20 protein-coding genes are annotated in these 22,537 nt (G+C 67.2%); 9 read left to right on the top strand and 11 right to left on the bottom strand.

Features of this window, described 5'->3' with window-relative positions; translation table 11 throughout:
• Window positions 1–22: 22 nt before the first annotated feature.
• From QZ670_RS04545 to QZ670_RS04500, 10 genes are all read right to left on the bottom strand, one after another.
• On the bottom strand, window positions 23–775 hold the full coding sequence (locus QZ670_RS04545) for an SDR family oxidoreductase (RefSeq protein ID WP_294252597.1): 753 nt from the start codon (window positions 773–775) through the stop codon (window positions 23–25).
• A 157-nt stretch (window positions 776–932) separates the two neighbouring features.
• Window positions 933–3,656, bottom strand: coding sequence for a TonB-dependent receptor (locus tag QZ670_RS04540; protein ID WP_294252596.1), 2,724 nt, complete (start codon window positions 3,654–3,656; stop codon window positions 933–935).
• Window positions 3,657–4,026: 370 nt separating this feature from the next.
• Entirely contained in the window at window positions 4,027–4,578 is a 552-nt protein-coding gene (locus tag QZ670_RS04535; RefSeq protein ID WP_294252595.1) for a hypothetical protein, read from the bottom strand.
• A 59-nt stretch (window positions 4,579–4,637) separates the two neighbouring features.
• Window positions 4,638–5,630 (bottom strand): type II secretion system F family protein, encoded by a 993-nt coding sequence (locus QZ670_RS04530; RefSeq protein ID WP_294252594.1) that lies wholly within the window; start codon window positions 5,628–5,630, stop codon window positions 4,638–4,640.
• 5 nt (window positions 5,631–5,635) lie between these two features.
• Complete coding sequence (locus tag QZ670_RS04525; RefSeq protein WP_294252593.1) at window positions 5,636–6,616, bottom strand: type II secretion system F family protein; 981 nt, start codon at window positions 6,614–6,616, stop codon at window positions 5,636–5,638.
• A 7-nt stretch (window positions 6,617–6,623) separates the two neighbouring features.
• A complete protein-coding gene (locus QZ670_RS04520; RefSeq protein WP_294252592.1) occupies window positions 6,624–7,898 on the bottom strand; it encodes a pilus assembly protein CpaE in 1,275 nt (424 codons plus the stop codon).
• On the bottom strand, window positions 7,895–8,524 hold the full coding sequence (locus QZ670_RS04515) for a CpaD family pilus assembly lipoprotein (RefSeq protein WP_365894606.1): 630 nt from the start codon (window positions 8,522–8,524) through the stop codon (window positions 7,895–7,897). The genes QZ670_RS04520 and QZ670_RS04515 overlap by 4 nt, the downstream gene beginning before the upstream one ends.
• A 26-nt stretch (window positions 8,525–8,550) precedes the next feature.
• Window positions 8,551–10,131, bottom strand: coding sequence for a type II and III secretion system protein family protein (locus QZ670_RS04510; protein ID WP_294252590.1), 1,581 nt, complete (start codon window positions 10,129–10,131; stop codon window positions 8,551–8,553).
• 1 nt (window position 10,132) lies between these two features.
• Window positions 10,133–11,167: a Flp pilus assembly protein CpaB gene (gene cpaB / locus QZ670_RS04505; RefSeq protein WP_294252589.1), complete on the bottom strand. Its 1,035-nt coding sequence runs from the start codon at window positions 11,165–11,167 to the stop codon at window positions 10,133–10,135.
• A 56-nt stretch (window positions 11,168–11,223) separates the two neighbouring features.
• A complete protein-coding gene (locus QZ670_RS04500) occupies window positions 11,224–11,700 on the bottom strand; it encodes a prepilin peptidase (RefSeq protein WP_294252588.1) in 477 nt (158 codons plus the stop codon).
• A gap of 48 nt (window positions 11,701–11,748) precedes the next feature.
• Between QZ670_RS04500 and QZ670_RS04495 the strand changes: the two genes are divergently transcribed.
• The 9 genes from QZ670_RS04495 (at window position 11,749) to QZ670_RS04455 (ending at window position 22,172) form a co-directional block, all read left to right on the top strand.
• Window positions 11,749–12,687, top strand: a complete 939-nt coding sequence (locus QZ670_RS04495; RefSeq protein ID WP_294252587.1) for an alpha/beta hydrolase — start codon at window positions 11,749–11,751, stop codon at window positions 12,685–12,687.
• Entirely contained in the window at window positions 12,684–13,757 is a 1,074-nt protein-coding gene (locus QZ670_RS04490) for an FAD-binding oxidoreductase (RefSeq protein WP_294252586.1), read from the top strand. Before QZ670_RS04495 ends, QZ670_RS04490 begins: the two co-directional genes overlap by 4 nt.
• A 54-nt stretch (window positions 13,758–13,811) precedes the next feature.
• Window positions 13,812–14,582 carry a FadR/GntR family transcriptional regulator gene (locus QZ670_RS04485; protein ID WP_294252585.1) on the top strand — a complete coding sequence of 257 codons (771 nt, stop codon included), beginning with the start codon at window positions 13,812–13,814 and terminating at the stop codon, window positions 14,580–14,582.
• 106 nt (window positions 14,583–14,688) lie between these two features.
• A complete protein-coding gene (locus tag QZ670_RS04480; RefSeq protein ID WP_294252584.1) occupies window positions 14,689–15,099 on the top strand; it encodes a thioesterase family protein in 411 nt (136 codons plus the stop codon).
• A 31-nt stretch (window positions 15,100–15,130) separates the two neighbouring features.
• A complete protein-coding gene (locus QZ670_RS04475) occupies window positions 15,131–15,808 on the top strand; it encodes a ferritin-like domain-containing protein (protein WP_294252583.1) in 678 nt (225 codons plus the stop codon).
• A 64-nt stretch (window positions 15,809–15,872) separates the two neighbouring features.
• Window positions 15,873–16,835, top strand: coding sequence for a bile acid:sodium symporter family protein (locus tag QZ670_RS04470; protein ID WP_294252582.1), 963 nt, complete (start codon window positions 15,873–15,875; stop codon window positions 16,833–16,835).
• Entirely contained in the window at window positions 16,835–17,791 is a 957-nt protein-coding gene (locus QZ670_RS04465; RefSeq protein ID WP_294252581.1) for an NAD(P)-dependent oxidoreductase, read from the top strand. Before QZ670_RS04470 ends, QZ670_RS04465 begins: the two co-directional genes overlap by 1 nt.
• A gap of 369 nt (window positions 17,792–18,160) precedes the next feature.
• Complete coding sequence (locus QZ670_RS04460; protein WP_294252580.1) at window positions 18,161–21,121, top strand: TonB-dependent receptor; 2,961 nt, start codon at window positions 18,161–18,163, stop codon at window positions 21,119–21,121.
• Between the two features lie 301 nt (window positions 21,122–21,422).
• Window positions 21,423–22,172, top strand: a complete 750-nt coding sequence (locus QZ670_RS04455; protein ID WP_294252579.1) for a cytochrome c — start codon at window positions 21,423–21,425, stop codon at window positions 22,170–22,172.
• Between the two features lie 31 nt (window positions 22,173–22,203).
• On the opposite strand, the gene QZ670_RS04450 is transcribed toward QZ670_RS04455, so the two are convergent.
• Window positions 22,204–22,398: a hypothetical protein gene (locus tag QZ670_RS04450; RefSeq protein WP_294252578.1), complete on the bottom strand. Its 195-nt coding sequence runs from the start codon at window positions 22,396–22,398 to the stop codon at window positions 22,204–22,206.
• Window positions 22,399–22,537: the final 139 nt, after the last annotated feature.

The following is a 22,537-nucleotide window of genomic DNA, read 5'->3' as shown; positions in this document are numbered from 1 at the left end:
GGGAGGGGCTATTGTGTGCCTGCTACAGCTTCACCGCGGCATTCCCGCCGTCCGCCCAAAGCGCGGAGCCCGTCACGAAGCTCGCCATGTCGCTGGCGAGGAACAGCGCGGCCTGTGCGATTTCCTCCGGTGCTGCGATCCGCTTCATTGCGTGCAGGCCGGCGGCCCACTCGCGTTGCATATCGTCCCCCGCCATTTCGGTGGCCGTACCGCCGGGGAGGAGCGCGTTGGCACGGATCCCGGCGGCGCCATAGTCGGCGGTGATGCCCCGGACGAGGCCGAGCAGCCCCGCCTTGGCCGCGGCATAGGCGCTCATCCCCGGCAACCCCACGCTCGCGCCGACAAAGCTTCCGGTGAACACCAGCGCGCCGCCGCCGCTTGCCAGCATCGCCGGAATCTGCGCGCGTGCGCCGAGGAACGCGGCGGTGAGGTTTGTCGCCAGAACCGCCGACCAGTCGGCCGGATCGATCGTGGCGAGCGGCTGCATCGCGCCGACCACGCCGGCATTGTTGAAGCCAATGTGCAGCCCGCCGAACCGCGCTCGCGCAGCAGCGACGGCAGCTTCGTGGGTCGCCATGTCGGTAACGTCGCCTGCGACGGTGATGGCGCGCCCGCCTGCTGCTTCGATTGCCGCAGCGACGGAATCGAGCCGATCCTGGCGACGCGCGACGAGGATCAGCGATGCGCCGTGCGCGGCAAACAACTGGGCGGCGGCCCGCCCGATCCCCGAACTCGCCCCCGTGACGATCGCAACCTTACCGGCAAGCAACTGCATCTTCGAACTCCTTCTTTGGAGCCGGCCGGATAGCGGGAGCGGCAAGACGGGGCGTCCCGTTGCTTGTCGTTAAATCGCGGTGGCGGAGATTCCCCAAAGAAAATGCCCTCCTTCCACAGGGGAAGGAGGGCAGGTGGGGATTATCCGGTTTGGACGATCAGAACTTGGCGGTCGCCGACAGGTAGAAGGTGCGGCCGGTAAGGCTCGTCATCTGGAAGGTGTTGGCGTTCGTCTGATACGCCTCCTCCCGCGTGTTGTTCAGGTTGATGATGCCGCCGGTGAAGCCCAGCCACTTGGTCGGCGTGAAGCCGAGGGCGAGGTCGAGCTGGGTGCGGCTGCGCACCGTGTGGATCTGGCCGCCGTCGACGAAGAAGCTGCTGGCCGCATCCTGCTTGTACGAACTGCGATGGTTCACCGAGAGGCGGACGCTGAACATCTGGTTTTCCCAGTACGGCGTCAGATTCCAGGTGAGCTTCGACAGATCGCGCAGGTTGAAGCCGGTGCCGAGCGCGGGCGAGTCCGCATCGACCACGGTGACGTTGCCGGTCGCGCCGAAACCCTTGACCGGCAGGAATTCGTCGAAGCTCTGCGACGCGGCGACTTCCACGCCCTTGATGTGGATGACGCTGTTGTCATTCAGCTTCCGGCTGAAGTTATAGTCGACCTTGCCGTCCGCCGACTGGCAGTTGCCGACCTGGCCGTTCAGCGTCACCCCGTTGAACGCGGTCGGGCAGTAGAACTGGGTGAAGGTGCCGTTCTTCACCGCCTTGTAGAAGCCGGCGATGCTGATCGAGTTGCCGCGGCCATAATAATATTCGAGGCTGATATCGGCCTGGTTGGCGGTCAGCGGCTTCAGGCGCGATTCACCGTTCGATACGGACACGCTGGGGCGGATGCCGGTATTGTCGGTGACGAAGGTGTCGGCCATCTGCGTCTGGCTGTTGAGCAGCGGGCGCACCAGCACCTTGGCGGCCGCGACGCGCGCCACCAGCCGGTTGGTGAGGTCCAGCGCGAAGGAGGCGCTGGGCAGGACGTTGCCGTAATCCTGCACCACATGCTGCGTGCCCAGTAGCGGCGAGCTGCTGTCGGTGCCGGCGGTGAGGTTCGAGGCGACATTCTGGTGGGTATGCTCATAGCGTACGCCCAGGTTGCCGCGTAGCGCCTTGTCGCCGAGCATCGTGTCGATATTGGCCATCGCATAGACCGCCGGGATGTAGCGATCGACGCGGTAGCTGTTCGCCCAGTCGCGCACGTCGGGCACGGTGATGCCCTTCGAGGCGAGGACCGACTGCCAGAGCGGCGCATTGGTCTCGCGGAAGTTGGTCGGGATCGCCATCCGCCCGTCGAGGAAGTTGGTGATCTGCTTGCCGGTGGTGCTGAGATCCGGGATGAACGCATATTCCGGATAGAGGTCCGGCCGGGTCACGTCCGCGTCGCGATCATGGCGGAAGGCGTCCGTCTGGAAGCTCTCGTGGTGATACTTCACACCGAAGGCCAGCGACTTGATGCCGAAGGCGCCGATATCCTTGGTGACGTCCAGCTGTGCTGCCTTGTCCTTGGCGCTCTGGATGTGCGTCGCACCGTCGACAAAGGCGAAGAAGGTGCGATTGGCCGGCGTGAACAGCGAGCCGTTGAGCACGCCGGCTGCGGTGGTGAACTTGACGTTGCTGGGATTGCTGATGTCCAGCGTACCGCCGCTTGCGACGTCGATCGAGTCGATCGAGGCATATTCCTGGAGGTTCGCATCGCCCTTGGTGTAGTGGGCCACGGCGTGCACGTTCCAGCCTTCGCCCGGCTGCCAGTTGATCGTGCCGGTATAGGCCTGCGTCTTGAGGTTGCGGATTTCGGGCTGGTTGTTGTTGCCGACGCCGAACTTGCTGATCGTGATCTGGTCGGCCACGCCGTTGGCGGTGTGGTTGACCTTGATCGCGCTCGTGTCCCAGCGGCCGAACACCAGCTGCTGCGTGTCGTAGCGGGTATCGTCCTTCGAATATTCACCCTGCAGCAGCACTTCGAAATTGGACTGCGGCTTCCACTGGATCGCGCCGCTGGCCATCAGCTGCTTGCTGTCGCGGTCGATACGACGCAGGCGGAAATTGCCCGGCACATAGTTGGTGGGATCGACAACGCCCGGGTTGTACCAGTTCTTGATGAAGGCGTAGTCGCCGCGATCCTTCAGCTTCTGGTAGCTGACGTTGGCCATTACGCCCAGCGTGCCGCCGGCGAAGCTGTCGATATACGCCCCGCTGACCTTGGGCGTGACTTCCTTGCCGCGATAATCGGAATTGTAGCCCTTCACGCCGACGATGAAGCGCGGGCCCTTATAGGCGAGCGGCTTCACGGTATCGATGTTGACGGTGCCCGACAGGCCGCCGGTGTCCATGTCCGCGGTCGGCGACTTCACCACCTGGATCGCGCTGGCGAGATCGGTCTGGATGATGTCGTAGCGGAAGCCGTCCTTGAAGTCGGCGCTGGCGAAGGTCTGGCCGTTGATCGTGGTGCGGGCATATTGCGCGCCGAGGCCACGGATGCTGATCGTCGAGCCGCGGCCGTTGATGTTGGACATCTGGACGCCGGCGATGCGCTGGATCGCTTCCGTGATGTTCTGCGCCGGGAACTTGCCGATATCCTCGGCCGAGATGCCGTCGGTGATGCGGATGTCCTTGCGCTTCGCGTCAAGCGCGGAGGCGAGGCTGGAGCGGAAGCCGGTGACGACGATGTCGCCGCCGGTATCGTCCTGGCCCTGCGCGGCGGGGGCGGCGTCGGTCTGGGCGAAGGCGGGGTCGCCGAGCGCCAAGGCTGCGACACAGCCTGCGGAAAGCAATACCAACTTGGTACCGGAAACGGCGCGACGCGCCTTGGTCGTCGAAGGACTCAACATCAAACCACCCCTCATCAAAAACGGCGAACCCTGCTGCGGTGCTCTGTTTTTTGTGTCCCGAGCTTGCTGCCCGTGGTCCGACAAATGTCCTAGAGGCCTGACCAGTTGTCAAGCCAGTATAAGACAAAGGCATGACCTATTCGGGGCGTGGTTATGAATCGTTCGCGATCGGATATGGCGGAGGTAAAAATTTTATAGGCGTTGAGCAGTTTTCACAAGTGCAAAAGGTTGTGCCTAACGTACGGGAAAGCGGGCACTATCGTACCTTCTCCGCCAGAGGTGCCGCGGCGGTTCCCCATTTGGCGCGCCCACAAAAAAAGCGCCCGGGCGTTGCGCCCGGGCGACAGTCAATCTCTGTTGTAAGGCAGGATCAGGCGTGGTGGCCGAACCTGCGGGCATGTTCGTCGGTCTCGCCTGCACGGAGCAATGCCGCCTGCTCGCGCCAGCGTTCCTCCACGATCGTGCCCTGCGGCAGCCCGAGTCGTTCCTCCAGTGGCCGCTCATCGCCACGCGGCAGTTCCTCGATGTCGCGGAAATGCTGGATGCCCAGCTGGTTGAGCTGGCGCTCGCGATGTTCGTCGATGCCGCGGATCCGGGCAAGCACGTCGGTGCCGCCGTAGAACCAGCTTCGGATCGCGGAATCACGCTTGGTCGGGGCAGGGTCGGCGACCGGCGCCGCAGCCGGGCGGCGATCGGCGATGGTACGCTCCAGCCGCGAATTGGCGGCTTCGAGATCGCGGACGCGGGTGTGGGCGGTGGCGAGTTCCTCACGCAGCGCCTGGTGCGCGTCGCGTTCCGCTTCATAGCGTTCGCGCCAGCGGCGGCCGGCGCTGCTGCTTGCCATGCCGAGCAGCCAGCCGGCGACCAGCGCGAGCGCGAGGCCGAGGAACTGCAAGGGGGTGGTATAGGGCAAGTCGGTCATCAGTCGGGCTCCCGGCAACCCGCCAACAACCTGTCACCCCGCGTTCGGTTCCGTAAGCGTCAATGCATCAGCGAGTCGTTGATCGAGCAGGCAGCGGGCCCGAGGATCACGATGAACAGCACCGGCAGGATGAACAGGATCAATGGAACGGTCATGATCGCAGGCAAGCGCGCGGCCTTTTCTTCCGCCCGCATCATTCTTTCATTGCGGAATTCTGCAGAGAGGACGCGGAGTGCCGAGGCGAGGGGGGTGCCGTATTTCTCCGTTTGGATCATGGTTGTAACGACACCGCGAATTGCATCCAGATTGATGCGCATCGCCATGTTCTCGAAGGCGGCGCGGCGATCGGTGAGGAAGCCCAGCTCGATCGCGGTCAGCGAGAATTCCTCGCCCAGCTCAGGATAGGCGCGGCCCAGTTCCTTGGCGACCCTGCCGAAGGCGGCGTCGACGGTGAGGCCGGCCTCGGCGCAGATCACCAGCAGGTCGAGCGCGTCGGGCAGGCCCTTTCGGATCGCGTCGGTGCGCTTCTGGATGCGGTTCTTGAGGTAGAGGTCGGGCGCCTTGTAGCTGAGCAGGAAGCTGCCCGCGACCAGGCCATAGGCCTTGAGCGGCTCCCAGTCGGCGAACATGTCGGTGCCGTAGACGAAGTAGAGCATCGGTCCGCCGATCACGATCGGCAGCACCAGCCGGCCGAGGATCACGCCCACTGCCCATTCGCGCCTGCGAATGCCGGCCTGGAGCAGCTTGACCTGCGCGGCCTTGACCTGCTCGTCCTGCAGCACCTTGAGCGAGCTGAGGAAGCTGCGGATCCGGTCGGTGGTGTCGCTGCGCTGGACCAGCTTGGCGCGGCGCTTGGACGGGGTGGCGACGATGCCGGCCTTGAGCTGCTCGCGGCGTTCGTTGAGCATCTTCACCCGGCGGCCCATCGGGTTGCGCACCGTGGTGGCGGCATAGATGGCGACGAGCACCGCAAAGGCGGCGATCGCCGACAGGATCGTCGCGACCCAGAGGACGTCGATGCCGAGCAGGGTGGGGCCTGGGGTGGGTGCCATCGCCGTCAGATCTCGAAATTGACCATCTTGGCCATGATGAAGGTGCCGATCGCCATCCACACCAGCCCGCCGCCGCCGGTCACGATCAGCCGCTGATCGGTGAAGAAGTGCATCATATATTCGTTGTTGATCGACCAGATCAGCCCGAAGACGATGAAGGGCAGCGCGCCGACGATGATCGCCGAGGCCTTGGCTTCCGACGACATCGCCTTGATCTTCAGCTTCATCTGCGCGCGCTTGCGCAGCACGTCGGAGAGATTGTTCAGCGTCTCGGCCAGGTTGCCGCCGGTCTCGCGCTGGATCTGGATGGTGATGGTGAAGAACTGGAACTCGGGGGTGCCGAGCCGGTCGGCGGTCTCCTGCAGCGCCGCGTCGAGGGTGCGGCCGATCTTCATCTTGTCGCTGATCGCGCGGAATTCCTCGCCCACCGGCCCCGGCATCTCGAAACCGACCACGCCGATCGTCTCGGTGATCGGCAGGCCCGAGCGCAGGCCGCGGACCAGCAGGTCGATCGCGTCGGGGAAGGTGGCGGTGAACTTGCCGACACGCCGCTTGATCAGGAAGCCGACGACGAAATGGGGGAGGCCCAGCCCGACGAACAGCCCGAACACGAGGGACAGCAGCAGCGGCGCGCCCTTGAGGAACAGCAGCAGCGCCACCGCCAGCGCCAGCCCCAGCGTGGCAAGGCCGTACTGGCCGAGCGTCCAGCTCTTGCCGGTCATCGCCAGCCGCTTTTCGAGCTGTTCCTGGTTGGGCAGCAGCCGCGCGAAGGTGAGGTCGAAGCTGCTGGCCTGCGTCGTCGAGATGCGACGCAGCTGCGCTTCCATCGCATTGGCGCCGGTGGCGCTCACCATGTGCCGGTCGCGCAGCGAGGTCAGCCGCCGCGCGCTCGCCCGCTGCGCCGAGGGGCCGGACAGCGCCAGCACCAGCAGCACCAGCACCGCGGCGACGCCCAGGCCCAGCATCAGGAGGGGCAGCAGCGGCATCGCCCGATTACTTCTTCTTGCTCGCCATCAGCGCCTTGAGGTCGCCGAGCTTGCTGAGCAGCGAGCCGCCCTTGGCCGCTGCCTTGCGCTCGCCTTCGGCGCCGGCATCGGTGATCTCGAGAATGCGGCCAGCGAGCTCGCCGATCGGGGCGAGCCCGCGGTTGGTGCGGCCCACCTCCGCCATCGGCTTGCCGAGCTTGGCGGCTTGGGCGGCCAGCTTCGGATCGAACGGAACGACGAAGTCGATCGGGCGCTCGATCGAGCCCTCGAATTCCTTGCGGCTGATCTCGAGCAGCGCGGGCTGCGGCATCTTGTTGGCGAGGAGGAAGATCTGGGTCTGTGGCGCGTTGGACTTGAACCAGCTGAGGATGCGGATCGTGTCGCGCGCGGCGGCGAGGGTGAGCTCGGTGACCAGCACCGCGACCTGCATGTCGGCGATCAAATGGGGGTGCTGCACCAGCATCTGCCGCGGCAGATCGGTGATCGTGCACTCGAAGGCGCTGCGGATCTCTTCCTGGAGCTGGTAGAAGGCGGCGCCGTCGCCGGTCATCGGCGCGTTGATCGGCGCCTCGGCCGAGAGCACCGCGAGCCGTTCGGAGGCGCGGACCATCGCGCGTTCGATGAACAGCCCGTCGATGCGGCTCGGATTCTCGATCGCGTCGGTCAGGCCGCGGCCGGGCTCGAGGTCGAGCGCCAGCGCGCCGGTGCCGAAATGGACGTCGAGATCGAGCAGCGCGGTGGTGCGGCCCTGTCGCTCGCCCATCAGCCAGGCGATCGACGTCGCGATGCTGGTCGCGCCGCAGCCGCCGCGGGTGCCGATTACGGCGGTCGCCGAGTGGGGCCGGCCGGCGCTTGCGTCGCTATGCTTGGGCGCCGCCAGCGCGGTCTGCGCCTGGAGGAAGGCATCGCGCAGCATGTCCGGGTTGATCGGCTTGAGCAGATAATCCTGGATGCCGCTGGAAATCAGGTCGCGGTATAGCCGCACGTCGTTCACCGCGCCGGCGGTGAGCACGATCGTGCCCGGCTCGCACACTTCGGCGAGCGCGTTGATATCGTTGAGCGGGTCGCCCGATTCGGAGAGGTCGACGAACAGCACGTGCGGGCTGGCCGAGACGGCGAGCGTCTGCACCGCGTTGCGCAGCCCACCCTTGTTGACCTTCTCCGGCGACCAGCCGAGTTCGACCGCGATCGGCCGCATCAGCTCGGCCGTGGCCTCGTCGCAGACGAACGCGGTGAACGGATCGCGGCTAGCTGCGCGGCCGGGGTTGAAGGGGGCGTTCACTTCGGACCCCCGCTCGATTCGGCCTTTACCGTGCCGCCGCCACCGCCGCTGGGCGCGGCCGCGCGATAGGCGCCGATCGCCTTGCTGACGGTCAGCGGGTCGGCGGTGGGGGCGCCTGGGGCGCCGCGCACCAGATCGGCCGGGTCGGCGACCATCGCGGCGAGGTTCGCGGCAGTCGCGCAGCCGAAATTGGAGCTGGTGCTGGCATCGGCGGTCGCGCCGCTGAAATGGCGATAGTCGGGGCAGCCCGGCACCGCGGCGCTGGTGCGGGTGAGCACCACGCGGACGGTGCCCGGCGAGTCCGGGCGGCCCGTGGCGGGCGCGCGATCGGCGAGCAGCAGGCCGTAGCGCCCGGCGGCGGCGGCGATGTCGCTGCGGCCGGTGCTGCCGTCGGCGCCGTCGTCGATCGCGATGCGGTCGCCATAGCGCAGGTTCATCGCGCCCATCCATTCGGCGAGGCGACGGTCTTCGCCGGGGGCGAGCCGGCTGCCGTCGGCCTGGAGGTCGAGCGTCAGGTCTTGGCGGCTGACGATCGGCTGGTGCACCGAATCGAGGCCGCCATTATAGCCCGCGCAACCGGCGAGCAGCAGCGCGGGGGCGAGCAGGGCGAGAGCAGGGCGCGGCAACAAGGCGGTTCTCCTCGACGGGCGCATCACAGGCCGAAGCCCGGCGCGGCGGCGGCGTTCTTGGATTTGCGGGGTGGGCTGGCCGGCGCGATCGGGGCGGGGACCAGCGCGCCGGTGGCGGGGGCCGCGCTTTGCGGCGCCATGCTCGGCATCGGCCGCTCGCCGCCTGACTTGCCCTCGCCCAGCGAGCCCAGGAAGATACGGTCGAAATCGTTGGGTGCCTTGTAGCCGTCGGTCGGCAGGCGGATCTGGTTCGCGTTGACCGGGCGGACGAGGTACGGCGTGATCACGATCACCAGCTCGGTCTCGTTGCGCTGGAACGCATTCGAGCGGAACAGCGCGCCGAGGATCGGCATGTCGCCCAGGCCCGGCGTCTTAGTAATCGAGTTGTTGTGGCTGTTCTGCAGCAGCCCGCCGATCACCATGCTCTCGCCCGAGCCCATCTCCACCGTCGTCTCGCTGCGCCGCGTGGTGAGCGCGGGGATGGTCGTGTTGGCCAGCGTTACCGCCCCCGAGGAGGAGAGCTGCGAAACCTCGGGGCGGACGTGCAGCGAGATCCGCCCGTCCGCCAGCACGGTGGGAGTGAAGGCGAGGCTGACGCCGTATTGCTTGTATTCCACCGTCGTCGTGCCGAGTGCCTGCGCGATCGGGATCGGGATTTCGCCGCCCGCGAGGAAATTGGCGGTCTCGCCCGACAGCGCGACGAGGCTGGGCGAGGCGAGGGTGGAGACCTGGCCGATCGTCTCGCCGAAATCGAGGCTGGCGAGCAGATCGGTGCCGAGGAAGCGGCCGGCCGCACCGAGCATCGTGTTGCCGGTGCTGGGCGCGGGGAAGGAGAAGATGCTGGCCCCCGGCGGCGCGCCCGTGGCGGGGTCCGCGGTGGTGCCGGTGTTAGTGGTGATCGTCCCCGCCTTGCCCTGGCTGATGCCGAACAGGAAGCTGCCGCGATCGCGATTGGTCAGGTTGACGTTGAGGTTCTTGACGAAGCTGCGGCTCACCTCGGCGAAGCGGACCTGCAGCTGCACCTGCAGCGGCGTCGCCGTGCGCAGCCGGTTGACCACGCCGATCTTGAGCGACGCGTTGGGGTCGCTGAGCTTGACGCCCGGGTTGAGCATCGTGGTGAGCAGCCGTTCCGCCTGCTCGCTGTCCTGCGGCGAGCGGACGGTGCCGTTGAGCACCGCGAGCTGACCGACGGTGGTGACGGTGATGTCCGCATCGGGCATCGCCGCCTTCATCATCGCATCGATGCTGCTGATGTTCTGGCTGACGCGGATGTTCGCCGAATAGACGACCGCCCCGGCGGCATTGGTGGCGAACACCGTCGCCTCGCCGAACGCCTTGCCGTAGAGGTGGATCTGTCGGCTGCTCGCGACATAGACGTCGGCGACGCTTGGGTTTGAGGTCCAGACATTGGCCGCGGCGGCGGGAAGGGTGACGAGCTCGCCCTCGCCGATCGACAGCAGCACCTCGCGCACCGGGCGCTGGCTGCCGGCGGGCAGCTGCGCCATTCGGGCGACGGGCTTGGCGCTGCGGTTCTGCGCGAGCGCATGCGGAGCGGCGAGCAGCGCGACGAGGGTCGCGGCGCCGAGGAGGGGGGAGCGCTGCATCTCAGTTCTTTCCGCCGACGGGGACGAGGCTGGCATCGCTGCCGCGCACGACGCGCACCACCGGGCCGATCGGTTGTGCCGCTACCGGCGCGCTGTTCACCGCCGCAGCGGCGGGCGCAGCCGTGCCGGGGGGCGGGCCCTGCGTGGCCGGCACGGTACGACGCTGGAAGCGCGACACATCGGCGCCGGTGACATAGGAATCGCCATCGTCCTGCGGACGGCTGGTCGCGCGGGCGAGGAACGCCTTTTCCTTCTTGGGATCGTCGGGCACGCTCACCGCACCGCTGGCGATCGCCTCGTCGAGGTCGGTCTGCGTATCGGCGAGCGAGCGCAGCGACAGCGACAGGGTGCCGACGGTCTGGGCGACGGCGATCTTCTCGGCGATCTTCGGCGTCGCCTCGACGGTGACGGTCGAATAGGCGGTCACCACGGTCTTGCCCTTGTCGTCGGTCTGCTTGTCGGTGCGCTGGTCGGTGGCGAGAACGCGCAGGTTGCGCAGCACGGTTTCCGAGGCGCGCAGCGGCGCGCCTTCGCCGCTCACCGTCTGGGTGAGGATCAGGTCGATATGATCGCCCGGGAAGACGAAGCCCGCGACGGCGCTCTGGGCGGAAACGGGAACGGTGACGGCGCGCATGCCGGGGCCGAGTGCTGCGGCAAGGAAGCCGCGGTCGCCGGGCTTGACCAGCGCGCCCTGCGTCACCGGCTGGCCGGCAGGCACCGCGAAGCGGACAACAGCGCCCTGCAGCTTGGCGGGCTCACTCTCGCCGCGGACATAGTACGCACCTTCCACGAGGTCCTTGGGCCAGGGGCGGAATTCGAGCGCGGTGGCGTCGAGGATCGTGCCCACCGGGAGTGCGCGCTTGGCGACCAGCACTTCGGTGGTGTTGACCGGCGCGGCAGCAGCTGCGGGCGCTCCCGGCGCCATCGCCCCGGCAGCGGGTGCGGCCGAGCCGAGCACCAGCGTGCGCGCCATGAACGCGGTGATGCCGGCGACCAGCAACGCGCCGACGAGCAGCAATAGCCTACGTGCGTCCATGTTGAACTACGCCTTTTCGTATTCTTTGGCCGACCCGGTTGTGGCGGCGTTAAGCATCACCCAATCCGGTTAAGAATCGGTTCGTAGAGGACAAATCCGGCGCCGAGCGTGATCGCGACGCCGTACGGCACCTCGATCGCGCCGGTGCTGCCGCGGCGGCGCAGCCGCTGGTGGAGCAGCATCCCCAGCGTCAGCGCGCCGCCCAGCAGCGACATCAGCACCAGCATGCGCAACAACGGCACCAGCGGCAGCCACAGCGCGAGCGCGCCGATCAGCTTGACGTCGCCACCGCCCATCGCGCCGATGGCGAACACGCCGATGAACAGCGCGAAGACGATCGCGGCGCAGCCGATCTGCAGCGCGACGTCGGGCCACAGCGCCATGCCGCTCGCCCACCACCAGAGCGGCGCGGCGAGCGCGATCGCGGCGTTCTTGGCATTGGCGATGGTGCGGAAGCGCACGTCCTCGATCCCGGCGGAGAGCAGGAGCAGCGCCAGCGCGCCGAGCAGACAGGCCTGGAAGATCGCCCCCATGGGCCAAATGGGTAGACGGACCGGCTTACGAAACCGTAACCACGCGGCATGGCAGTTTCCCGGAATTTTGCGCGTGCGATCCCCGAGGGCGCGGTGATCGACCGCTGGAGTGCCCCCGATGGCTGGCCGCTCCGCCGCTTCCACTGGCCGGCCGAGGGTACCCCGCGCGGCAGCATCCTGTTCCAGACCGGCCGCGGTGACGTGTTCGAGAAGTATCTGGAAAGCTTCGCGCATTGGCACGGGCAGGGCTGGACGATCACCGCCTTAGACTGGCGCGGGCAGGGCGGATCCGGGCGGCTGACGCCCAAGGGCGATTGCGGCCATATCGACGATTTCGTGACCTATATCGACGACCTCCGCGCTTTTGCCGCGCAGTGGCAGGCGGAGACGCCAGGGCCGCACGTCGTGATGGGCCATTCGATGGGCGGGCATCTGGTGCTGCGCGGGCTGGCCGAGGGAGCCATCGCGCCCGACGCCGCAGTGCTGGTCGCGCCGATGCTGGGGGTACGCAGCGCGCTGGGCAAGCTGGCGCCGCCGATCGCGCGGGTGCTGGCGCGGCTCGGCGATCCGCGACGGTCGGCATGGAAGGGCAACGAGAAGCCCTATACCACCGAGACCCGCGCCAACCTGCTCACCCACGACCCCGCGCGCTATGCTGACGAGCTGTGGTGGCAGGCCAAGGACCGCACGCTGCTGACCGGCGCCCCGAGCTGGCAATGGCTGGTCGCGGCGTTCCGCTCAATGGCGGCGCTGGAAGCGGCGCCGCTGGAGTCGGTGCGCACGCCGCTGTTGTTCGTGATCGCTGAGGCGGACGGGCTGGTCGACGCGCGCGCCGCGCTGCGCATCGCGCCGCGGCTGCCGCAAGCGGAGATGCTGCGCTTCGGGCCGGAAAGCGCGCACGAGATCCTTCGCGAAGCCGATCCGGTGCGCGATCGCGCGCTGGCGACGATCGACGGCTTTATCGCCGCGAGGGCGCCGCGCGCATGACCAAGTTCGACGTCGCGATCGTCGGGGCGGGCATCGCAGGGGCGAGCCTCGCCGCCGAACTCGCGCCGCATGCGCGCGTGCTGCTGCTCGAGGCGGAAGAGCGGCCCGGCTATCACGCGACAGGGCGCTCCGCCGCCTTCTGGTCCGAAACCTATGGCGGGCCGGACATCCAGCCGCTCACCACCGCCTCGGGCCCGATGCTGCGCGAGGGCGGGTTTCTCGATCCGCTGGGGGAACTTCATCTGGCGCGGGCCGGCGACCAGGGGCGAGTCGATGCCTTCCTCGCGGCGTTCGAGGGCAGCGGCGTGGCGCTCCACGCGGTCGACCCGCGCAGCATCGTGCCCGGCCTGCGCGACGACTGGGCGCTCGGCGTGCACGAGCCCGGCTGCGCCTATATCGACGTCGCCGCGCTGCATCAGCATTTCCTCGCCCGCGCGAAGGCGGCAGGCGCGGTGCTGCACTGCTCGGCCGGGCTGGCCGGGACGGTGCGCGAGGGCGGCACCTGGCGGCTGGACACACGGGCCGGCACGTTCGCCGCAGACCTGCTGGTCAATGCCGCCGGCGCATGGGCGGACGAGGTCGCCGCGCTGGCGGGGGCCGCGCCGATCGGCATCCGCGCCTATCGCCGCACCATGGTCCAGCTGCGCACCGATCCGGCCCCACCCGCCGGCTGCCCGCTGGTCAGCGACCTTGGCGGCAGCTTCTACTTCAAGCCCGAGGCGGGCGGGCGCCTGTGGCTCACGCCGCATGACGAAGTGGACAGCCCACCTTGCGACGCCGCGCCCGAGGAAATCGACATCGCCACCGCCATCCACCGCTTCGAGCAAGTGGTCGACTGGCGCGTCGCGGCGCTGGAGCATCGCTGGGCAGGCCTGCGCAGCTTCGCGCCCGATCGGCGGCCGGTCTATGGCCTGGATCCCGCGACGCCCGGCTTCTTCTGGTGCGCCGGGCAGGGGGGCTTCGGCATCCAGACCGCGCCCGCGGCAAGCCGATTGGCCTGCCAGCTGTTGCTGGGGCAGATCCCCGCGCTTGATCCCGACCGTTACTTGCCCGATCGTTTTCGGGATTGATTGGTAAGGCCAAAGGCTTTGCGAAAACCCGTCGCTCGCCTATGAGAGTCGGTGATGAAACTGAACCGAAGCAAACTCTACCAGCGCGTGGCCGCGTCGATCGCCGACGGAATTGAAGGCGGCCGCTGGGCGCCCGGCACGCGTCTGCCCGGCGAGCGTGATCTGGCAGAAGAGTACAAGGTCAGCCGGCCGACGATCCGCGAGGCGATGATCGCGCTGGAGATGAAGGGCTGGATCGAGGCACGCCACGGCTCGGGCCTCTACGTCACCCACCGCGACAGCTCGGGCGGGCTGCGCGAGGATGCGCTCAACCTCGACATCGGCGCGTTCGACCTCACCGAAGCACGGATCCTGTTCGAGGGCGAGGCGGCGGCGCTCGCCGCAGTGTCGATCACCGCCGAACAGCTGGCCGAGCTCGATCACATTGCCGAGGAAATGGCCGACCCCGCCACCGGCAACGCGACGCTGTTCGACGCCGATCACCGCTTCCACATCGCGGTGGCCAATGCGACAGGCAATGCGGCGATCCGCAGCGTGGTGGAATATCTGTGGGAGCTGCGCACCCGCTCGCCGCTCTGCGCCAACATGTTCGATCGCGCGCGCCGCAACGGCGTCAACCCGCGCTATGACGAGCATCGCCCGATTCTCGACGCGCTTCATGCCCGCGATCCGCACGGGGCGCGCGCGGCGATGCGCAAGCACCTGCGCGGCGTGGTCGACGACCTGCTCGAAGCGACCGAGCTGGAACTGCTCGAACGCGCCCGTCACGAACTCGACGCACGTCGGGATACGCTGGCCAAGCGGCTGGAAATCGGCCCGGCCTGATCGCCTGCCGCTACGGCATGCGTGCCCGGCGCAAGATCGTGCCATCCGCGGCAATTTAAGCGTGCGCAGGGTCGCTTGTTCGCCTGTGCTGGTCTATGATGCAGGGGTGAGCAACGCTGCGATTCCCTTCGAATTCCGGGTCGACGTCGAACAGGACGATATCGACTTCATGGGACACGTGAACAACGCGTCCTATCTGAAGTGGGTGCAGGCGGCGGTGGTGAGCCACTGGCAGGCGCTCGCCCCGGTAGAGGCGGTGGCCGAGCATCTGTGGGTCGCGCTCAAGCACGAGATCACCTATCGCCGCCCGGCCTTTCTCGAGGACGACGTGGTCGCCACGGTGCTGCTGGAGAAGGTGCAGGGCGCCCGCGCCTTTTACGAGACGATCATTCGCCGCGGGTCCGAGGTGCTGGCCGAGGTGAAGTCGAGCTGGTGCTGCCTCGACGCCGAAACCAAGCGTCCGGCGCGGCTCGCCAAGGACGTGATCGACCATTTCTTCGTCAAGAGCGCCGATTGACGGAAACATGGCGGACGCATAGCGTCCCGCAATGTTGCCCGCGTTCCGTCGCCGCTATCTCGACCTCTTGGGGTCGATCTACATTTACAATGAGCATCGCGGCTATACGAGCATCGACCGGGTGCTCGAGGCGGTGCGGGTGCGCGCGCCGGACGACCATGCGCTGATCGCCGCGATCGAGAAGCACCGCGCCGACGAGCGCAAGCATTACCATATGTTCAAGCGCTGGTTCGAGCTGCAGGGGCGCATGCCGCTCGCGGTCGACCGGACCTGCGGGCATATCGACCGTTTCGTCGAGATCATGTTCCGCCGCACGATCGACACGCTCGATACCCAGGCGGTGATCGACGACGACGCGCAGTTCGAGAAGCTCTGCCGGGTGATCTCGCTCACCGAACAGCGCGGGCACAAGCAGGTCCACATTTTGCTGAATCATCCGGCGGTGCTGAGCGACAAGGTGCTGACCCGCATCTTCCGCATCATCGAGAAGGACGAGCCGAGCCACTGGGCGCCTTATGACGGCTGGCTGCGCGCAAACGGCAAGCGTGAACCCCGCTGGTGGGAGCGGGCGGTCGACACGTTCATCCACTCCGAACTGCTGTTCGTGAAGCTGCCCTTCCTGTTCCTCAACCCCTTTGTCCGTCGCCGCACCGACTGGGCGGATGACGGCGAGAGGTTGCGTCCGGTGCAGGTGCCGGTGGCCGCCTGAGCGCTTGCGCGGGACTGCGGGCGCGCGCATGGGCCACCGCAGTTTCCATGATGCGAGTACCCGCATGGCCGCCCTTCGTCGTTGGATCGATCCCTATCTGCTGATGCTGCTCGGCACGGTCGGATTGGCCGCGCTGTTCCCTGCTCGAGGCATGTGGGCGAGCATTTCGGACGAGGCCGTGACGATCGCGGTGGCGCTGCTGTTCTTCCTCTACGGCGCCCGACTGGCCCCTTCGGCGATCTGGGCAGGGCTCACCAACTGGCGGCTGCAGCTGACCGTCTTCCTCAGCACCTTCCTGCTCTTCCCGATCCTCGGGCTCGGCGCCTACGCGGTGGCCGGACAGGTGCTGCCGGGCGGAATCGCGCTCGGCATCCTGTTCCTCTGCCTGCTGCCGTCGACGGTGCAGTCGTCGATCGCCTTCACCTCGATCGCGCGCGGCAACGTGCCGGCTGCCTTGTGCAGCGCCTCGCTCTCCAATCTGATCGGTGTGATCATCACCCCGCTGCTCGTGGCGTTGCTATTGCCTAGCAACAGCGGCGCAGGCTTCTCGCTCTCCCAGCTGGAATCGATCGCGATGCAGATCCTGCTGCCCTTTGCGGCGGGGCAGGCGGCGCGGCCCTTGATCGGCGGGTTCATCCTCAAGCACAAGCTGCTGACCATGGTGGTGGATCGCGGCTCGATCCTGCTCGTCGTCTATGCCGCGTTCAGCGAGGGCATGGTGGCGGGGGTGTGGAGCAGGGTGTCGCTCGCTGATCTCGCGCTGGTGCTGGCGTTCAACGCGGTGCTGCTCGGCATCGTGATCGCGGCGACGATGGTCGGCAGCCGCAAGCTGGGCTTCAGCAAGGAGGACGAGATCGCCATCGTCTTCTGCGGGTCGAAGAAGAGCATGGCCAGCGGCATCCCGATGGCGACGATCCTGTTTCCCGGCGGCGCGGTGAGCCTGATCGTGCTGCCGCTGATGATCTTCCACCAGCTCCAGCTGTTCGTCTGCGCGGTGCTGGCGCGCAAATATGGGGCGCGCGACTGATGCGGGTGCTGCTCACCGGATCGTCGGGCTGGCTGGGGCGCTTCCTGGCGCCGATGCTGCGGGGGGCGGGGCACCAGGTGGTCGGGCTCGACGTCGCGCCCGGCGTGGATACGGACGTGCTGGGCTCGGTTGCCGATCGTGCGCTGGTCGAGCAGGTCTTTGCCGAACATGGCGTCGAGGCGGTGATCCATGCCGGCGGGCTGCACAAGCCGGACATCGTGCGATACCCGGCGCAGACCTTCGTCGACGTGAACGTGACCGGCACGCTCAATCTGCTGGAGTGCGCCAAGGCCGCGGGACACGACCGGTTCGTCTTCACCTCCACCACCTCGTTGATGATCAGCCAGGCGATCCGCGACGAGGCGGGCGAGGCGGCGGTGTGGCTCGACGAGGCGAGCGGCCCGCTCGCGCCGCGCAACATCTACGGTGTCACCAAACTGGCCGCCGAGGGGCTGTGCCGGATCGCTTGGGCAGAGCAGGGGCTCGCCACCATCGTGCTGCGCACCAGCCGCTTCTTCCCCGAGGACGACGACACCCACGCCACGCCGTCGGGCGAGAATCTCAAGGCCAATGAGCTGCTCCACCGCCGATTGACGGTGGAGGATGCCGCGCGGGCGCATCTGGTGGCGCTGGAGCGGGCGCCGGCGATCGGCCACGGCGTGTTCGTGATTTCCGCGCCGACGCCGTTCGCCCGCGCAGACTGTGCCGCGCTCAAGCAGGATGCCGCCGCGGTGATCGCGCGCGCCTTCCCGGATGCACCGGCGCTCTACGCCGCGCGCGGCTGGACGCTGCCGGCCCGCATCGGTCGCGTCTATGATTCGAGCCTCGCCGAGCGCGTGCTCGGCTTCCGCTGCGAGACCGACTTTGCCGCAGTGCTCGCCGCGCTGCGCCAAGGGGCGTCGCTGCCGTTCGCGCACGACCCCGCCTATGTCTCGCCGAAGGAAGTCGTCGGCTGAACGCTGGCGAAGACCACGAGCCGCTGGTCTGAGTTTTCGGCGCCTCCCAAACGGGGCAACTGCAATGTACACGGACTATTGACTTCCCCGACCGGCAACAATAGCGTTGCCATGTTAACGTGAACATCGCTCGACGGGAGCGAGGCGGTGGTGCGCTCTAGCGTACCATGGCCGGGTGTTTCGCGCGACTGGTACGATAACCAAGGCGTTGAACTGGAGAGGAGCCGATCGGTAGCCGTGATGCACTTGCTGCATCGCGACAGGAATGATGCGTCCTGACGTTGTCGGCATGCTCGGCGCGTCCCGCCGCGCATTCGCCGCCGCTTCCCCGCCGGTCCGAAGATCGGACGCCGAAAAAGGGAGGTGAGGATGTTCTACGATAAGAGGGATCGCCGCCGCTTGTTGCTGCGGACCACGTCGCTTGCCCTGAGCGTCGCCGGGCTCGGCTTCGTGGCGCTGCCGGCGCTCGCGCAGACCGCGCCCGCGCCGCAAGCCCAAGCGAACGAGGACACGGTCCCCCAGACGCGGGCGGATGCGCAGGATAGCGAGATCATCGTCACCGGCTCGCGCATCGCAGTGAGCGGCTTCAACGCGCCGACGCCGACCACGGTGCTGGGCGAGGAGCAGATCGCCGCGAACGCCCAGCCCAACGTCTTCACCACCATATCGCAGCTGCCGTCGCTGCAGGGCTCGTCGGGCACGCAGGTCAACACCTTCAGCACCTCGAGCGGCCAGCAGGGGCTCAGCTCCTTCTCGCTACGCGGCCTCGGCACGATCCGTACGCTGACGCTGCTCGACGGGCAGCGGGTGGTCGGCGCCAACGTCACGGGCGTGCCGGACGTGAGTCTCTTCCCGCAGCTGCTGGTCAAGCGAGTCGACATCGTCAACGGCGGCGCCTCGGCCTCCTATGGCTCGGACGCGGTAGGCGGCGTGGTGAACTTCATCACCGATACCCGCTTCAAAGGCATCCGCGGCAACATTCAGGGCGGCATCACCACCTATGGCGACGACGCCACCGGGCTGGTGCAGTTGGCGGCAGGCACCAGCGCGCTGGGCGACCGGCTCCACCTCGTCGGCAGCGCCGAATATGACAAGGAGGAAGGCATCGGCGGCGGCGAGTTCGGCACAAGGCTCGCCAACGGCCGCACCTGGTTTACCCAGCGCACCTTGGTCAATCGCGGCGTGCTCAACGACGGGACACCGCAATATCTGGTGCGCGACTGGGCGCAATCGACCACCTTCACCAAATACGGCCTGATCACCGCCGGACCGCTGCAGGGCATCGCCTTCGACCAGAGCGGCCAGCCCTTCCAGTTCCGCTACGGCTCGAACGGCGTACCCGCGAAGAATGCCGCCGGCACCATCCTCGGCTGTTTCCCCGGTTTCTGCGAGGGCGGCGACTTGTCGGGCAATGTCGATGCGGGCCGCTCGCTCAAATCGGCGATCGAGCGGATCAACGGCTATGGGCGCGCCGGCTTCGACATCGCGCCGGACAACGAACTCTACTTCACCATCAACATCGGCCAGGTGAAAACCAACAACCAGCCCGTCAACGGGCAGAACCGGCCGGGCCTGACGCTGCAATGCGCCAATCCCTATGTGCCCGCCCTGGTGCAGCAGGCCTGCGCGACCGCAGGGATCACCAGCTTCCAGTACGGCACCAGCAATGCGGCACTGGGCAATACCCGCGTCTATACCGATCGCCGGCAATATCGCTTCGTGCTGGGCGGCAAGGGGAAGCTGGAGGTCGCCGGCACGCCCTGGAGCTACGACATCTATGGCGAGCACGGCACCAACTATACCGATATCGACGTGCGCAACATCCTGCTGTCGCGTCGTTTCAACCAGGCGATCGACGCGACCACGCTGAACGGCGCGATCGTCTGCCGCGACGCTACCGCGCGCGCCAATGGCTGTCAGCCGCTCAACATCATTGGCGGCAATCCTTCTGCGGCGGCGCTCGCGTACATCATGCCCGAACACGGGCCGTTCCAGCGCACTCGCCAGACCCAGGACGTGGCGAGCATCAACATCTCCGGCTCGCCGATAGACCTTTGGGCCGGGCCGCTGTCGATCGCGTTCGGCGGCGAGTTCCGTCACGAATATTACAAGGTCCGTGCCGACGCTTACGGCGCGGGTTTCGACGCCACCGCACCGGGCGGCGATTATCCGAACGATCCGGTACTGCTCGCCACCGGCAACAACTGGTATGCCGGCAACTACAAGAACGGGCAGGGCGCCTACAGCGTCAAGGAAGCGTTCTTCGAGGCCAACCTGCCGTTGCTCAAATCGGAGAGGCTCGGGCGCGCCAACCTCAACGGCGCGGTGCGCGTGACCGACTACAGCACCTCGGGCACCGTCTGGGCGTGGAAGATCGGCGGGACCTGGGAGCTGCCGATCGACGGTCTCCGCATCCGCGGCGTCACCTCGCGCGACGTGCGTGCGCCCAACCTGTCCGAGCTGTTCGCCGCGCCGGTGACCACGACGCTGCCCAATTTCTTCGACCCCTTCACCAACACCAACGTGCTGGTGATCCAGAACGCGATCGGCAACACCGCGCTCAAGCCGGAGATCGCGCGCAACACCACCGCCGGCATCACGCTTGCCAACCCGGGCTGGCTGCCGGGGCTGAACCTCTCGTTCGACTGGTACAAGATCAAGGTCGACGAGGTGATCTCGAGCCTCGCGGCAGCGGACATCGTCCAGCTCTGCTTCCAGAAGGTGCTGCCGGAGACCTGCGGCGCGTTCAACCTGAGCAACACCGCCGGCCCCAATTTCATCAATGTCCAGGCGTTCAACCTCGCCTCGATCCGCACCGAGGGCTTCGACATCGAGGCGAGCTATCGCTGGGCCCGGCCGCTGGGTCTGCCCGGCAACTTCACGCTGCGCGCGCTGGCGACGCATGTGATCAACAACATCACCGATACCGGGCTGCCGGGCACGATTCCGGTCGACAATGCCGGCAACAACCTAGGCGCAACGCCGAAGTGGAAGTGGCTCGCGGTGCAGACCTATGACAGCGGCCGCTTCTCGCTGCTGGTGCAGGAGCGCTGGTTCAGTTCGGGCACGATCGGCAACCAATATGTCGTCTGCCAGAGCGGCTGCCCGGCCTCGACCGCGGCGCGGCCGACGATCGACAACGCCTATATGCCGGGATCCTTCTACCTCGATGTCGGCGCGACCTTCGATGTGATCAAGGACGTGACGCTCTACGGCAAGATCGACAATCTGTTCGATCGCGACCCGGCCCGCTCGACGATCTTCAACAATCCGGCGCTCTACGACCAGATCGGCCGGGTGTACCGGGCAGGCGTGCGGTTCAAGTTCTGAGCTGCGCTGGCGAACCTCGCCCCGCTTTGGCATAGCCCTTTTTGTCCCCCTCCCGCTTGCGGGAGGGGTTAGGGGAGGTGAGTCAGGCGAGCGGGCGACAGCTTGATGTTGGATGCGTGCGGCGCAGCCCCGCTTCTTCGATCGCAGACTCGGCTTCCCGCACACACCCTCCCCCAGCCCCTCCCGCAATCGAGAGGGGAATTTTAGTTTGGGGGATGGCGATGCGGATCTTGGTACGACTGGGCTTGGGCGCGGCAGCGTTCGCGGTGGTGGCCGCGGGCGGGCTGTACGGCGCGTCCGAATGGGTCATCCGCCGCAGCCATGCCGTGCCGCTCACGCCCATCGCGGTGCCGCACGACACACGGCGTCGCTGGCGGAGGGATCCCGGCTGGCGACGCTCACCGGCTGCAAGAGCTGCCATGGCGACGGCAAGGGCGCGGTGTGGACCCCGGTTGACTGGCGCGAGGGGCAGGTCGCCCCGCCGCCGATCGCCCGTAGCGCCGCGCGCTATTCGGATGCCGAACTCGCCCGGCTGATCCGCCAAGGGGTGACCAAGGAGGGCCGTACGGTCTTCCTCATGCCCGCCTGGTCGATGACGTACCTCGCGGACGACGATGTCGGCCGGATCATCGCCTGGGTCCGAAGCCTCAAGCCCGGGCCCGACGACGTGCAGGCGACGACCTGGTTCGGCCCGGTCGGGCGCTGGAAGATCCTGACCGGCGCGACCCTGCCGAGCTTGGTGGTGGCGCCGCACGGGGTGGCGAAGCGGCCGGCCGATCCGGGGCGGTACCTGACGCGGGTGCTCTGCTCCGAGTGCCACGCGCTCACCGAGCCGCGTGCGCATGACGGCAAGGTGGTACCGCCGCTCGCGCCGATGGCGGCGGGCTATGCACCGGCGGACTTCCAGCGGCTGCTGCATCAGGGCGTTGGGGCAGGGGGGCGCGATGTCGGCTTCATGGGGACGATCGTGAAGGAAAACCTCCACGCGCTGCGGCCGGACGAGGTGGCGGTGGTGCAGCGCTATTTACGTGGGGTGGCGGCTGGGCGGTGATTGGCTGGAAGTGATGGGAAGCTGCCGTCCGTTACGCTTTTCGAGTGCGCGCTTTTCTATCAGCCCACAGCTCAACAACGTTCATAGCAAAGAGAGTAGCACAGAAGCAGACCATGAAACCTTTTTCTAGCGTTGGGTTGATGTGAATGAGTTTCCAATAAGATGCAGCAAACAGCGCGCCACAGATCATACCCGCCCCGCCGATAACCTGCCGAAGTGCGGCCATCCCCTTCTTCTCCACCTGGAGTTGAATAGCAGCGAAATGGGCGGTTGTGCGAACGTCCGCAAGTAGGCGGAATCCGCCCTTCTTGAACCTCGTGCGCCTCACCTCTCCTCTCCCGCCAGGGCGGGGCAACGCATTAGGT

It is taken from the genome of uncultured Sphingomonas sp. (genome assembly GCF_913774285.1).
In the GTDB taxonomy this organism is placed as follows: Bacteria; Pseudomonadota; Alphaproteobacteria; order Sphingomonadales; family Sphingomonadaceae; genus Sphingomonas.
Note: the sequence above shows the minus strand (reverse complement) of the source record. Positions and strands in the feature narration are given on the sequence as shown.